Origin of the sequence: Halomonas sp. ATBC28 (assembly GCF_005937175.1) — a bacterium.
In the GTDB taxonomy this organism is placed as follows: Bacteria; Pseudomonadota; Gammaproteobacteria; order Pseudomonadales; family Halomonadaceae; genus Vreelandella; species Vreelandella titanicae.
Genome location: NZ_VCQL01000004.1, coordinates 249,460 through 262,335, shown reverse-complemented (window position 1 = coordinate 262,335; position 12,876 = coordinate 249,460). Strand labels below are relative to the sequence as shown.

General features: G+C 56.4%; 10 protein-coding genes. 7 read left to right on the top strand and 3 right to left on the bottom strand.

Going from position 1 to position 12,876, the window contains the following annotated elements; translation table 11 throughout:
• Positions 1–57: 57 nt before the first annotated feature.
• On the top strand, positions 58–1,329 hold the full coding sequence (gene fabF, locus E0L35_RS06250) for a beta-ketoacyl-ACP synthase II (protein WP_022522316.1): 1,272 nt from the start codon (positions 58–60) through the stop codon (positions 1,327–1,329).
• A gap of 61 nt (positions 1,330–1,390) precedes the next feature.
• Here the strand turns inward: fabF and E0L35_RS06245 are convergent, their stop codons facing one another.
• Together E0L35_RS06245 and E0L35_RS06240 are read right to left on the bottom strand one after the other, a co-directional pair.
• The gene (locus E0L35_RS06245; protein ID WP_138799889.1) at positions 1,391–2,275 is read right to left on the bottom strand and encodes an alpha/beta hydrolase; all 885 of its coding nucleotides are present in this window, start codon (positions 2,273–2,275) and stop codon (positions 1,391–1,393) included.
• A 117-nt stretch (positions 2,276–2,392) separates the two neighbouring features.
• Positions 2,393–3,277 (bottom strand): LysR family transcriptional regulator, encoded by an 885-nt coding sequence (locus E0L35_RS06240; RefSeq protein WP_009287358.1) that lies wholly within the window; start codon positions 3,275–3,277, stop codon positions 2,393–2,395.
• A 122-nt stretch (positions 3,278–3,399) separates the two neighbouring features.
• Here E0L35_RS06240 and E0L35_RS06235 point away from each other — a divergent pair, with 122 nt between their 5' ends.
• Together E0L35_RS06235 and E0L35_RS06230 are read left to right on the top strand one after the other, a co-directional pair.
• On the top strand, positions 3,400–4,410 hold the full coding sequence (locus E0L35_RS06235) for a zinc-binding alcohol dehydrogenase family protein (RefSeq protein WP_138799888.1): 1,011 nt from the start codon (positions 3,400–3,402) through the stop codon (positions 4,408–4,410).
• A 108-nt stretch (positions 4,411–4,518) separates the two neighbouring features.
• On the top strand, positions 4,519–5,322 hold the full coding sequence (locus tag E0L35_RS06230) for a helix-turn-helix transcriptional regulator (protein WP_022522313.1): 804 nt from the start codon (positions 4,519–4,521) through the stop codon (positions 5,320–5,322).
• Between the two features lie 26 nt (positions 5,323–5,348).
• Here E0L35_RS06230 and E0L35_RS06225 read toward each other — a convergent pair whose 3' ends face one another.
• Positions 5,349–5,939 carry a TetR/AcrR family transcriptional regulator gene (locus tag E0L35_RS06225; RefSeq protein ID WP_022522312.1) on the bottom strand — a complete coding sequence of 197 codons (591 nt, stop codon included), beginning with the start codon at positions 5,937–5,939 and terminating at the stop codon, positions 5,349–5,351.
• A 409-nt stretch (positions 5,940–6,348) separates the two neighbouring features.
• Between E0L35_RS06225 and E0L35_RS06220 the strand changes: the two genes are divergently transcribed.
• The 4 genes from E0L35_RS06220 to E0L35_RS06205 all read left to right on the top strand — a co-directional run bounded on the left by E0L35_RS06220 (position 6,349) and on the right by E0L35_RS06205 (position 12,871).
• Positions 6,349–7,563: an efflux RND transporter periplasmic adaptor subunit gene (locus E0L35_RS06220; protein WP_138799887.1), complete on the top strand. Its 1,215-nt coding sequence runs from the start codon at positions 6,349–6,351 to the stop codon at positions 7,561–7,563.
• Positions 7,560–10,682, top strand: coding sequence for an efflux RND transporter permease subunit (locus E0L35_RS06215; protein WP_022522310.1), 3,123 nt, complete (start codon positions 7,560–7,562; stop codon positions 10,680–10,682). Before E0L35_RS06220 ends, E0L35_RS06215 begins: the two co-directional genes overlap by 4 nt.
• Complete coding sequence (locus E0L35_RS06210) at positions 10,682–12,088, top strand: ATP-binding protein (protein WP_138799886.1); 1,407 nt, start codon at positions 10,682–10,684, stop codon at positions 12,086–12,088. The genes E0L35_RS06215 and E0L35_RS06210 overlap by 1 nt, the downstream gene beginning before the upstream one ends.
• An 87-nt stretch (positions 12,089–12,175) precedes the next feature.
• A complete protein-coding gene (locus E0L35_RS06205) occupies positions 12,176–12,871 on the top strand; it encodes a response regulator (RefSeq protein ID WP_138799885.1) in 696 nt (231 codons plus the stop codon).
• Positions 12,872–12,876: the final 5 nt, after the last annotated feature.

The window sequence follows — 12,876 nt, the reverse complement described above, 5'->3', positions numbered from 1 at the left end:
TCTTGATCATATATTGCCCATTGCTAGGGTGACCATATCAATAACTCAGGAGTCACTATGCACTCACCTATCGTGATTACTGGCATGGGTATGGTCAGCCCGCTAGGCAACAGCGTCAACACAAGTTGGCAGCGACTGGTTAACGGTCAGTCTGGCATCAGCACCATTGACCGCTTTGACACAAGTAATATCCCGATCAAAATTGCCGGGGTGGTGCCGAGCATTAGCCATGACCCCAGCGGCGGTATTGACCTGGATGAGATAGCTGACCCCAAAGAGCAGCGCAAAATGGACTTGTTCAGCCTCTACGCATTGGCGGCAGCCAAAGAGGCACTGTCACAGGCCAACTGGTTTCCCGTTGAGCAGGCTCAGAAACGCAGAACGGCCACCATTATTGGTTCCGGCATTGGCGGCTTCCCTACCATTACTCAAGCCCAAAAAACCCTTGCCGAGCGAGGCTATCGCAAACTTTCCCCCTTCACGGTGCCCGCCTTTCTAGCCAATTTGGCTGCGGGCAATCTGTCCATTCGCTATGGTTTTCAAGGCCCACTGGGGTGCCCAGTAACGGCTTGCGCGGCAGGTCTACAGGCGATTGGCGACGGTATGCGCATCATACGCAATGGAGAAGCCGATGTAGCCCTCGTCGGCGGTGCCGAGGCATGTATTGACCCGCTTTCACTCGCCAGCTTTAACGCTCTAAAGGCCGTTTCCACAGAAGCAGACAACCCTGAACGCGCGTCCAGACCCTTTGATAAAGCCCGTAACGGTTTTGTGATGGGAGAAGGCGCTGGCGTTATGGTGATCGAAACGCTTGAGCATGCGGTCGCGCGGGGTGCAACGCCGTTAGCGGTGATTAGCGGCTACGGCACCAGCGCAGATGCCTATCATCTAACGGCAGGCCCAAAAGATGGGGCTGGCGCAGCAGCAGCGATTCAAGCAGCGCTAGGCATGGCGAACCTTACCACTGATGCTATTGACCATATCAATGCCCACGCTACCTCGACCCCCGTTGGCGACCGGGCTGAAATTGCCTCATTGCGTAATGTATTCGGCGAGCGCTTGCCCGCCATCCCGATTTCGGCAACGAAAGCCGCCACAGGCCATCTCTTAGGCGCAGCAGGGGGCATAGAGAGTATTTTCTCTGTATTGGCAGCCAATACGCAGCAACTTCCGCCTACCATCAATCTTGAGCACTGCGATGATGATATGCAGGATTTAACCTTCGTCACGGCGACTCATCATAAGCACGTCACTAAGCATGTATTGTGCAACGGATTCGGTTTTGGTGGCGTCAATGCGGCGCTTATTGTTAGCAGTATCGAGCGTTAAAGACGGAAATAAATAAACCGATCTGCCGCCAGGCTATGATCGGTTTATCTAAACACTATTGTCATCCTTTCTTGCATAGAAACGACAGCGCTTCCTCAAGCAGCATTTCAGGAACTTCCTCAGCGATGTAGTGGCCGCAAGGCAGCGCTTTGCCGTCTACATCGGTGGCGACTTTTTGCCACTCGCTTAAAGCATCGAAGCAGGCTTCAATAGCGCCTTCAGCGCCCCACATCACTTTTATCGGGCAGGTGAGTTTTACACCCGCGTCGATATCTGCCTGATCGTGCGCTAAATCAATCGTGGCGCTGGCGCGGTAGTCGCCGCAAATGCCGGTGGCGGTACCGGGGAGCGACAAGCAGCGCTCATATTCGGCCAGGGCTTCTGAGGAGAAAGGCGCCATACCGGCACTGCGGGCACCCATTACGCTTTTCAGATATTGGGTGGGATCGCTCTGGATCAGCATTTCCGGCAGCGGCTGAGGCCGAATCAAGAAGAACCAGTGCCAGTAACTGCGTGCAAAGGCCTCGTTGGTGCCGCGATACATGGCAAGCGTCGGGGCGATATCCAGCAGCACCATGCGCTCTACGCGTTCAGCGTGGTCAACACCTAAACGGTGGGCGACCCGCGCGCCGCGATCATGGGCCAGCACTTTAAAACGCTCGAAACCCAGCGCGCTCATTAGCTCAGCCATATCCTGCGCCATAGCGCGCTTGGAGTAATTTAGATGCTCAGGATCATCGTCGGGTTTACTGCTGTCACCGTATCCGCGCAGATCCGCGGCGATAACGGTGAAATGTTGGGCAAGTTCTTCTGCTACTTTGTGCCAAATCACGTGGGTCTGAGGGTGGCCATGAAGCAGTAGCAGTGCCGGGCCTCTGCCACCCATTCGAAAAGCGATCTCGACGCCATTAACGTGGCGCGTTTGTTTTTCAAACCCATGAAACATGGTGTTCTCCTGGTCTGCTGGCAATGTAACTAACACAACGTAATCGCGTAACCCTTTTATAAACGCCTATATCAGTGATTCGCAATACAAGTTGATGTTAAACCCTGACCTCAGTCGCTAGCGGCTGTAACCTTTTAACTGCTGAATAAGAAAGTCTTTTAACGCTATCACGGCAGGCGTCAATGAAAGGCGATGAGGGCACACAAGGTAAAGCGGCGTTGGCTCGCAGGGAAACTCCTCCAGCATTGCCACTAGGCGACCATTGCGAAGATCTTCTTCAACGTCTAGCCGTGACTTGTAAGCAATGCCCTCGCCAGCCAATGCCCAGCGCCGCACACAATCGGCATCGTCGCTCACCCGATTGCCTTTTACGTTGATGTTGTCACTCCCAAACTTCCACTGGTTATGAACACGTTCGCCAAGCACGAAACACAGACAGTTGTGCTGGTGTAAATCGTCGGGGTAAGCAGGACTGCCATGACGCGTAATATAGTCTGGAGAGGCACATACCACGCGATAGTTATCGCTTTTAAGCGGCAATGCGACGAGGCTGGAGTCTTCTGGAACGCCGTATCGCAGGGCGATTTCTACGGGTTGGCGGAACAGGTCACTCACGCGGTCACTTACTCGCAGGCGTAAATGCAACTGCGGGTGCTGGGCCATAAAGGTGTCCAACCAGCCCAGCAGCACATTGCGACCCAGGTCGGAAGGCATGGCAAGACTGAGCTCTCCAGCGATCTCTTGGCGCTCGCGGTGAAGTTCTTTCTCGCCTTGGTTGAGAGCATTGAGCGCCGCTTTAGCGTGCACAAGGTAGTGTGCGCCCGCGGTGGTTAGCCGCAAACTGCGGGTAGAGCGCACCAATAGCCGTGTGCCTAGCGCGTCTTCCAAACGTTTGATGGCCACACTGGCCACCGCTGGAGTAATCGCTAACTCCCGCGCAGCGGCAGAAAGGCTGCCGTACTCGGCGGCATAGGTCAGCACTTTTAGATCATCGACACGCATTAGACCCCCTGGCGCCTGCTATCTTCAAAATTTATTAGAAACTGTTAGCAAGATTACCCCTCTTTTTAGCAAAACAACATCCAGGCATGATGGCGCAACGACAACTCACGAGACTCCCCATTATGAAAGCGATTGCCTTTACCCAAAGTCTGCCTATTGATCATCCTGATGCACTTCAAGAGATTGAGTTACCGATCCCAACACCAGAAGCCCACGATATTCGTGTTGCGGTTAGCGCCCTTTCCGTAAACCCCGTTGATGCCAAAGTGCGCAACAGCGCCTTGCCGAAAACCGGCGAGCCGCGCGTACTTGGGTACGATGCTGTGGGCATTGTGGATGCCGTTGGCAGCGCCGTTACGCGTTTTCAGCCAGGTGACCGGGTGTGGTATGCGGGTAACGTTGCTCGCCAAGGCTCTAACGCCGAGTTTCAACTGGTCGATGAGCGCATCGCCAGCCTAGCGCCAAAAAGCCTTTCTGACACTGAAGCCGCTGCGCTTCCATTAACCGCCATTACCGCTTGGGAACTGCTGTTTGACCGGCTAGAGCTGGGCATGCGCGATACCCAAGGCAAAAGCCTGTTGGTGATTGGCGCAGCGGGGGGCGTGGGCTCAATCCTTGTGCAACTTGCCAAACAGCTCACCGATATTACTGTTATTGGTACGGCGTCTCGGCCCGAAAGCCAATCCTGGGTGAAGTCGCTAGGCGCGGACGCAGTGATTGACCACCACCAACCACTTGATCAGGCGCTTAAAGTGGCAGGCTTTGACGGGGTGGATATGGTGATCAGCCTTAACCAAACCGATCACCACTTTGAGGCCATTGTTGAAGCCCTTAAGCCTCAGGGCAAATTGGCACTGATTGATGACCCGGAACTGATCGATGTGCGGAAGCTCAAAGTGAAAAGCCTTTCGCTGCATTGGGAGCTGATGTTTACCCGCCCGTTATTCACCACCGACGATCTTGCCAAGCAGCACGATCTGCTCACAGAAGTGGCAGCCATGGTCGATGATGGAAGGCTAACAACCACCTTAGGCGAGGTGTTAGGCCCCATTAATGCTGAGAATCTAAAACGCGCGCACGCACTTATTGAGAGCAACCGCACGATCGGCAAACTGGTCTTGGAAGGTTTTTAAACAAAAAATTGCTTAATGGGCGCGACGGCCCTGGCACAAGGCCGTTGCACTCTGAGGCGTTAACCATCACATTAGGCAGCCACGACACCAAGAGAATCGAGTCACCCCATGCATGACGATTTTGTGGCCAACCTGCGCCTGCTCTGCAGCTACTACCCGTCTATTGCAGAGGTTTGTCGGCGTTTAACGATCAACCGTGCTCAGTTTAACCGCTACCTGAGTGGGCGCTACCGCCCCAGCCACGCCGCTCTTCAGCGCATTTGCCACTTTTTCGGCGTCACCACTGAGGATATCGCGCTACCCCATCATGATTTTCGTGCTCTGGTACAAACCGGCCAGCTCAATAGAGAAGCAACCCCAGCAACGCTGCCTTGGCCTAACGCGCTGGTTCAGCGCGGCAGCGAAGGCATGGAGCGCTATATTGGCCGTTACTTTGAGCTTTATCACTCAATGTCGCGACCGGGGCAGTTAATGCGAACTTTGGTGTGCCTGGAAGCACGGGAAGGTGGCGTGGTCTATCAGCGCACCGAGCGGATGCAGACCACGCCCGGCTCCCGCCCGTGTCACAATCGTTATGTAGGTACCGCGGTTAAGCTTGCTGATCGACTCTTTTTGGTCGACCACGAAACCCTTAACGGCCATGAAATCACTCAGACGATTCTGTTTCCGAGTTTTCAGAGCCAAGTAACGCGTTTGACCGGCTTAAAAATAGGCGTGGCGGATAACAGTGAACGCATGCCCTGCTGTGTGCGGGTGGTGTATCAACGCCTGGATGAACAGGTCAGCCTGCGCGAAGCGCTGGCACAGTGCGGTTTAATAACACTGGACGACCCTTCACTTGATGACGCTCTAATAGCCGCCACTCGAAACGATGTGGCCGCTGATGAGCATCACTTCAGAGCTCGTCACTAGAGCACGGATGTTTAAGTAGGTAAGCGTTAAGAGGAAGGCACCAGCACTTGCTGGAACAGAATCTTTTCAAAGTGTTCCATGGGCTCGACGGATTTCAACGTCTTGGCGCGTAGAATAGCGCCTTCCCAGCCGGTAAGAATAAAGCTGGCTAGCGCTTCTGGGGGCGAATGGGTGGCAATATCTCCCCGCGCCTGGGCATCTTCCAGGCAGCGCACAAAACGCTGCTCCCAGCGCTGAAAGACTAGATTTAGCGCATCGCGGAAGGTATCGCTCTGCCCCGAAAGCTCTTGGCCAAGGTTGCCAATCAAACAGCCCGTGGCGTGGTCGCACTCGTGCATATGCTCACGGCCAGCCGCGAAGTAACGTTTTAGACGCTCAAGCGGCGGCGTGTCATTATCTTCCAGCAGCGCCATCAACGTTTCATCATAGCTGGCGGCAAAACGCTCGATCACCGCCAACCCGAAATCTTCTTTGCTGGAAAAGTAGTGATAGAAAGAGCCTTTAGGCACACCGCAGGTTTTTAAAACGGCATTAATGCCCGTTGCGTTGTAGCCTTGCTGACTAATCAGCTGGGCGCCGCTATCGATTAATTTGTCGCGCGTTGCAGTATTTTTCATATGCCTAAAGTAGACCAGTCAGTCTATTGCTTTCAAGTGAGAGAAAGCCAAGTGAATGAAAGCCAATTTGTAAGAGAACCCAATTGTAAGAAAATCTAGCTGTAAGAAAGCCTGGTTAAGTGGCAATTGCATGTTATTTGCACATTTTTTGACTAATGGCTGCTTAACAATGCGCGATGCTGGGCTTTGTACGAAAACTGCCTGCGCTCGCCAATACGGCGTTAAAAATCAACTCGTGCCCGAGTCCGATCAAAATGTTCATTTACACCCGTAAATTCGCACGCGAATCCGATCCTTTTTTCGTTGATTTTTGCCTTATCTAGCCTTCGCTCGGCGACTTTTCGTACAAACCCTAGCATCATACGCTTATTTTTCTGGAATTTTCGCTCCCAATGGATGACGCGCGGTAATGACTCTTTCTCGCTATTACGCTACGAATCAACATGGCCGCATTCGTTTGGGTGCTGTGGTCGCATTATTGATTCTTATTACCACATTGGCCCTTGCTTGGTGGATCATTACTCAACCACCGCGTATAGAGCGTACCCCACCGCCAGAGCCTCTGCCTAGTGTGGTAGACGTTGTCACGGTGAATGCCAGTTCCCAGGCACCCAACCTGTACGCTTTTGGGCGTGTTGAAGCAGAGCAGGAGACGATGCTGGCCAGCCGAGTAGCGGGCCAATTGGAGCGTTTTGCTGATAACGTTGTGCCCGGTCAGGTGGTCGAGCAGCAGGCCCCTGTAGCCTATATAGACCAAGCCGACTTGGCCCTGAGCCTTGAAGATGCTGAGGCGCAGTTGTCCAATGCTCAAGCGCAGCTGGCGCTAGAGCAGGCGGAGCAGCAACGCGCCCGCAGCGAGTACGAATCTTTTGGTCGTCAGCTCTCAGCAGAGCGGCGGTCACTGGTACTACGCGAACCGCAGCTGCGCCAAGCACAGGCCCAAGTCACCCAAGCACGAGTGGCCCGCGACCAAGCGGCGCTGAATGTGGAACGCGCCACTCTCACTGCTCCCTGGCGGGCCATGGTACAAGAGCGCCTGGTCGGCGCCGGCAGCCTGCTCAGCCAGGGTACAGAAGTAGTCCACTTGGTGGGCGTTGAGCAGTTTTGGGTGCGCGCTTCGCTTCCCAGCGAGTGGACGGAGTGGCTGGAATCGGGCAGCAGCGTTACGTTAACCAGCCGCGGCTGGCCCGAAGGCGCCACACGCGAAGGACTCCTGGTCTCAATGCTACCCAGCCTTGAAGAGAATGGCCTGCAGGCACAGCTGTTGATTGCGGTTAACGACCCGCTCGCCCTAGAGACCGACGGCCCTGCCCTGCGCCTGGGCGATGTCCTGCGCGCCTCTTTTCAACCGGCTATTCAGGAGCAGCTTATTTCACTACCTTCTGCGGCTCTCCGCCCGGGTGACGTAGCGTGGCGGGTAGATGAAGAGAATCGTTTACGCCGAACGCCGGTCACCCTGGCTTATCGCGGGGAAGATGATGCTTTGATTCGTGGCGGCTTGGAAACCGGCCAGCAGGTCGTCACCGCGGGCTTGGCCCAGCCCAGAGAAGGCCAGCTAGTGCGCATTCGTCACCCCAACGACACCCCGGCTCAAGCAGGAGATGGACCGGGAGATGAATCATGAAGGTACCACGCGGCCCATTGGCTTGGATGGTAGATCACGGGGTAGCCCCCAACTTATTGATGGTGCTGTTTATCGTCGGCGGCCTAATGGCGTCGCTAGCGATTAAGAAGGAAGTGTTCCCTGAATTCGACATCGAAGTTGTGCAAGTCACTATCAGCTACCCTGGCGCCACACCAGAGGATGTGGAACAGAGCCTGCTGCTACCGGTGGAAGCCGCGATTGCCGATGTAGAGGGCATCGACGAGCTGACCGCGACGGCCAGTGAAGGCAGCGCCAGCGTCTACGCAACGCTGATTGATGGTGTGGATGTGATGCGCGCCTATCAGGATATCCAGCAGGCGGTGAACGCCATCACAACCCTACCCAGCGCTGCCGATCCACCCCGCTTTACCCTCGCGGGGCGCTCCCGCAGCGTGTTGAGCCTACAGGTTTACGGCCAAGTCGGTCTGGAAGCACTGCACAACGCGGCCGAAGATGTACGCGGTGAACTGCAAGCCACTTCCGGCATCTCCCGTGCGGAGCTATCCGGCAACCGCGAGCGAGAGATTCAAGTCCACTTGGACGAAGAGGCCATCGAGCGCTATGGCCTTGATCACCAGGAACTTGCCAACCGCATTGCCGAAGAAGCCCTTGATCTTGCTAGTGGCCAGCTCACTACGGAAGAAGGTGAATGGCTGATTCGCTATCAGGGACGGCGTAACAGTGCCGAGGCCTTTGCCGAGCTGCCGATTCTGACCAGCACCCAGGGGGCGCCGATTACCCTGGGCGAGATCGCCAGAGTCAGCGATGGCTTTGCCGAAACCGACCGAGAGGAGTTTTATAACGGCCAGCCCGGTCTCTCTGTGGATGTTTACCAGATTGGTGATCAAACCCCGACCAGTATTTCGGAAGCGGTCAACGGTGAGCTTGAGCGCCTACGCGCAGGTATGCCAGAAGGCGTCAGCCTGGATATTTCCCGCGACAGCTCAGAAGTTTACGAAGATCGTCTTAGCCTGCTGTTAAAAAACGCCTGGATGGGGCTAGCGCTGGTATTGGTACTCATGGCGCTATTTTTGGAAGCGCGGTTGGCGTTCTGGGTCACCCTGGGCATTCCAACGGCGTTCCTGGGTGCCATGCTGTTTCTGCCCTGGATCGGCGTCTCGCTCAATATGATGTCGATGTTCGCCTTTATTATCGCCCTGGGGATCGTGGTAGATGACGCCATTATCGTTGGTGAGAATATCTACAGCTACCGGGAAGAGGGTTACTCACTGCGCGATGCGGCGGTCAAAGGTGCCAGCGAAATTGCCACGCCGCTAACCTTTGCGATTCTGTCCAATATCGTCGCCTTCCTGCCGCTGCTATTTTTACCCGGCTTTTTGGGACTGATTTTTGCCACCGTGCCGGTAGTGGTGGTGACGGTATTCTTGATTTCCTGGCTGGAAGCCTTGGTGATTCTACCCGCTCACCTGGCGCATAGTCGCAAACCGCGCCAAACCCCGGCGTGGCAGCGTCCCCTTGAAGCACTGCGCCAGCGCCTTCAGGGGGGCCTGCACCACTTTACTTATCACCAGTTCGAACCGTTCCTGCAACGCGCCCTCAATCAGCGCCTGCTGAGTATTTCGCTGGGCATCGCGATTCTGTTGATCGCGCTCTCCTGGGCGATGAGTGGGCGTTTGGGCTTTTCCCTGATGCCACGGGTCGAATCGGATCAGGTGCAGGCCACGGTCACCCTGCCCATTGGTAGCAATATCAACGTTAGCCGCGAGCTTAGCCAACAGTTGCTCGACGCCGCCGATGCCCTCAGCGAGCGCGAAGAGACACTTAGCTTCAGCAGCTCACGCAGCCGCTTAGATGGCGAAAGTTTGGAAGTGCGTTTGGATATTGCCAGCGAGAGCCTGGAAGCGTGGCCACCCTCGCGTATCGCCCGGGAGTGGCGTGATCTCACCGGCGATTTACTCGGCGCCCAGTCGGTTCGTTTTGAAGCCGATGTCGGCGGGCCCGGTAGCGGCGCGGCACTCAGCCTACGTCTTTCGCACCCGGATACTCAGGTGCTGGAAGCCGCCGCCGAACGCTTAGCGGAAACGCTGGGCGGCTATGGCCTCACAGATATCGACAGCGGCCTTGGTGACGGTAAACCGCAGTTAGAAATGCGTCTTTCTGCCGAAGGCCGCGCCTTGGGGCTCACGGGTAATAATCTAGCCCAAGCCCTGCGCGGGCCACTCCAGGGCGCCACCGCGCTTGAACAGTACGTGGGGCGCAGCGAAATCAGCGTTGAGGTACGTTTACCCACCGACAACCGCGACAGTTTGAATGAGCTCTACCGCATGCCGGTGCGCACACCTGATGGGCTGAGTGTACCGCTATCGCGAGTGGCCGACATTACCATCAGCCAAGCCTCTAGCAGCCTTGAACGCATTAACGGGCGGCGGATTATTACCGTTACCGCTGACTCGGAAAGCGATGTGGCCATCAATCAAGTGCTCGCCACGCTCCAGGAAGAGGAGTTTCCCAGTCTGGAAGCGACCTGGCCGGGGTTGGAAGTCAGCATGGGTGGCCGTCAGCAGGATACCGCCGACAATTTAGCCACGCTAAGAACTTCCATGTGGTTAATGATTGCCGCGCTCTATGCACTGCTGGCGATCCCGTTTAGAAGCTACCTACAACCACTGCTGGTGCTGGCCGCGATCCCCTTTGGCATTGTTGGTGCCGTCGCTGGACATATGATCATGGGCTTCGGGCTATCCATCATTAGCCTGCTGGGTATGCTGGCGCTCTCAGGCGTGGTCATTAACGACGCCTTGGTGCTGATTGATTACGCCAATCGCAAACGCCGTGAGGGCATGGCCGCCCGGGAAGCCATTGTGGCAGCAGCCACCCGCCGCTTACGCCCGATAATGATGACCACGCTGACGACCTTTCTAGGTCTGGCACCGATGATCTTGGAAACGTCCAGACAAGCGCGCTTTATGATCCCCATGGCGATCTCGCTCGGCTTCGGTATGCTTTTCGCCACAGTGATACTGCTGATCCTGGTGCCCTGCCTCTATTTAGGCATGGAGAATGTTCGCGAGCGGCTCAGCGCGCCACGCCAACCGACACTAGATAAAAACCCTAGCCAAGAAGAAGGAGCCCACTGATGGCCTTGCTCACAGCCATACGTCAATGGCGCCCCTCTCGGCTGGGGCTCAAGCTGTTCGTGATTATTCTCAGCGTCAATGTAGCGATCTCAGCGAGTATGTTTCTTGCTGTCTCGTACAGTATTGACCGCGGCTTTCTCGACTACCTCAACCAGGCCCAGGAACGCCGTGCCACACTGCTGGCTGACGGCCTCGTGACTCGCTGGGAAACCCAGCAGAGCTGGGGATGGCTGGAGCAGTCACCGGAACGCTGGCCGTATATTGTCCGCTTTGAACTGGGTCAGGAGCATAGTGACCGCCCTTCGCCACTCGGTGAGGCGCGGGACTTCACCCTGCGCGCAGCGGATGGCCGTTTTGTGGTGCTCCCCAGGAGCGGGCGCGAAGGTTCGGGCAGTTGGCATTGGCTAACCCTTCGCAGCGGCGATACCGATATCGGCTCGCTGGGTTTTCGGCCGCCCCGAGAAATGATGGAGCGTATGGAGAGCCGCTTCCTTGAGCGCCAACAGCGTAACTTGGTGCTTATCGTGATATCACTCTGCGTTGCCTCACTGCTACTGGCAGGCGGGCTCTCCTGGTGGCTGGGGCGACGCACTCGGGCACTGGCGGGCGCCACGCTGCGGCTTACCGAGGGCGACTATCGCACTCGACTGCCTGAACGCGGTCGCGATGAGCTATCGCGCCTGGCACGCGACTTCAACGTATTGGCGGCAACGCTGGAGGCCAGCCGCGATGCCCGCGCCCGCTGGGTTTCTGATACCGCCCACGAGCTGCGCACGCCGCTGGCGGTGCTGCGCGGCGAAATCGAAGCCATGCAGGATGGGATTCGTCCATTGAATCAGGAGAACCTTAGCTCCCTCGCCCAGGAAGTGGGGCAGCTAGAGCGTTTAGTGGCGGATTTACGCTTGCTATCGCAAAGCGATGCTGGCGCGCTGGATATTCAGCTGGCGCCGATGGATCTTAGCGACTGCCTCGCCAGCCGCCTGGCCGACGCCGACCGCTGGCTAGTCGAAAGCGGTTTAACGCTGACCGAACAGATCGAACCTGGCATTATGATTCGTGGCGATGCCCAGCGCCTGCGCCAACTCTGGAACAACCTGTTGGACAACAGCTGCGCCTACACCCAGCCGCCGGGAGAGCTACGGGTCACGCTTACCGCGCAGCAGGGAGTGGCAGTGGTCATCTGGGAAGACACTACGCCGGGCGTACCGGAAGGTGAATTAGCTCGCCTGACCGAGCGGCTCTATCGTGTGGAAGGCTCGCGCAGCCGTGCCAGCGGCGGCAGCGGTTTAGGACTTTCGATTGCCAGCGCCCTGGTTAATGCCCACGGCGCAACGCTAACCCCCTCTAGCTCCACGCTGGGTGGGCTACGCTGGACGCTACGTTTTCCGCTGTTGGCTGCTGATTAATATTTTCGGGATTAGTACCACCAAAACTGATATTACACGAACCGTTAAGCCCTGCTTTTACGTTCACTGTTAAGCGAGTCTACCGCTATGTCTGATGCTGCCTCTTTACTGATTGTTGAGGATGAACCGAAGATTGCCCGCCTAATGGCAGACTACTTAACCACCCACGGTTTTGAGGTGACGACCCTGGGTCACGGCGATGAGGTGATGCCGTGGCTGGCGCAGCACTCCCCTGCGTTAGTGCTACTCGATATCATGCTACCTGGTAAAGATGGCCTCACCCTCAGCCGGGAAATACGTCAAAAGTGGCCTACCATTGCGATCATTATGGTCACCGCCAAGGTAGAAGAGGTGGATCGATTGCTGGGGTTGGAACTGGGCGCCGATGATTATATCTGCAAGCCGTTCAGTCCCCGGGAAGTCGTCGCCCGGGTGAAAGCGGTACTACGCCGTAGCCAAGCGGCGGCCGATGCCCCAGCCGAGGTGCAAAATGCACCGGTGGTATTAAACGAAGATGGCTGGCAGGCGCTCGCCCACGGGCAGGATTTAGGCCTGACGGCAGTAGAGTTTCAACTGCTGCGGGTGATGATGCAGGCGCCAGGACGTATCTTCAGCCGCGAACAGCTGATGGATCACATGTATCGCGACAACCGCATCGTCTCGGAGCGCACCGTGGACAGCCACATCAAAAAGCTGCGCAAGAAGATCCACGAAGCGCTTCCGGAGCTGGAGATCATCCGTTCTGTCTATGGCGTAGGGTATAAGTACCAGCCGGAGGGATAACAACA

Coding starts and splice junctions, on each gene's coding strand:
- fabF (WP_022522316.1), top strand. CDS start 58: ATGCACTCACCTATCGTGATTACTGGCATGGGTATGGTCAGCCCGCTA.
- E0L35_RS06245 (WP_138799889.1), bottom strand. CDS start 2,275: ATGTTTCATGGGTTTGAAAAACAAACGCGCCACGTTAATGGCGTCGAG.
- E0L35_RS06240 (WP_009287358.1), bottom strand. CDS start 3,277: ATGCGTGTCGATGATCTAAAAGTGCTGACCTATGCCGCCGAGTACGGC.
- E0L35_RS06235 (WP_138799888.1), top strand. CDS start 3,400: ATGAAAGCGATTGCCTTTACCCAAAGTCTGCCTATTGATCATCCTGAT.
- E0L35_RS06230 (WP_022522313.1), top strand. CDS start 4,519: ATGCATGACGATTTTGTGGCCAACCTGCGCCTGCTCTGCAGCTACTAC.
- E0L35_RS06225 (WP_022522312.1), bottom strand. CDS start 5,939: ATGAAAAATACTGCAACGCGCGACAAATTAATCGATAGCGGCGCCCAG.
- E0L35_RS06220 (WP_138799887.1), top strand. CDS start 6,349: ATGACTCTTTCTCGCTATTACGCTACGAATCAACATGGCCGCATTCGT.
- E0L35_RS06215 (WP_022522310.1), top strand. CDS start 7,560: ATGAAGGTACCACGCGGCCCATTGGCTTGGATGGTAGATCACGGGGTA.
- E0L35_RS06210 (WP_138799886.1), top strand. CDS start 10,682: ATGGCCTTGCTCACAGCCATACGTCAATGGCGCCCCTCTCGGCTGGGG.
- E0L35_RS06205 (WP_138799885.1), top strand. CDS start 12,176: ATGTCTGATGCTGCCTCTTTACTGATTGTTGAGGATGAACCGAAGATT.